1 protein-coding gene is annotated in these 220 nt (G+C 62.3%); it reads right to left on the reverse strand.

Annotation, left to right across the window (positions count from 1 at the left end; all coding sequences use genetic code 11):
* Positions 1-220 (reverse strand): hypothetical protein (locus H6B10_RS16955; protein WP_204652515.1); only part of this gene is annotated, 220 nt, incomplete at both ends.

A 220-nucleotide genomic window follows, 5' to 3' on the forward strand; every position in this document is an offset into this window, starting at 1 on the left:
CCGGCCATACCGCCCACGAAATGGTCGCCGTACACACTGCCGTTCACCGTGCAGCCGGTGATGATGCCGGTGACCGTGTTGGTGCCTGCAATACCGCCGATCTGCCGGGTGCCGTGGGGTATGACCATATCGGTTACAACGTGGGCGGCATTGCCGGCAGTCAGACCGGTTACATCGAAGGCTGCGTCAACAATGGTACCGTTCACGCCCGCAAGGAGGG

It is taken from the genome of Gemmiger formicilis (assembly GCF_016901605.1).
GTDB classification, from domain to species: Bacteria; Bacillota; Clostridia; order Oscillospirales; family Ruminococcaceae; genus Gemmiger; species Gemmiger formicilis_B.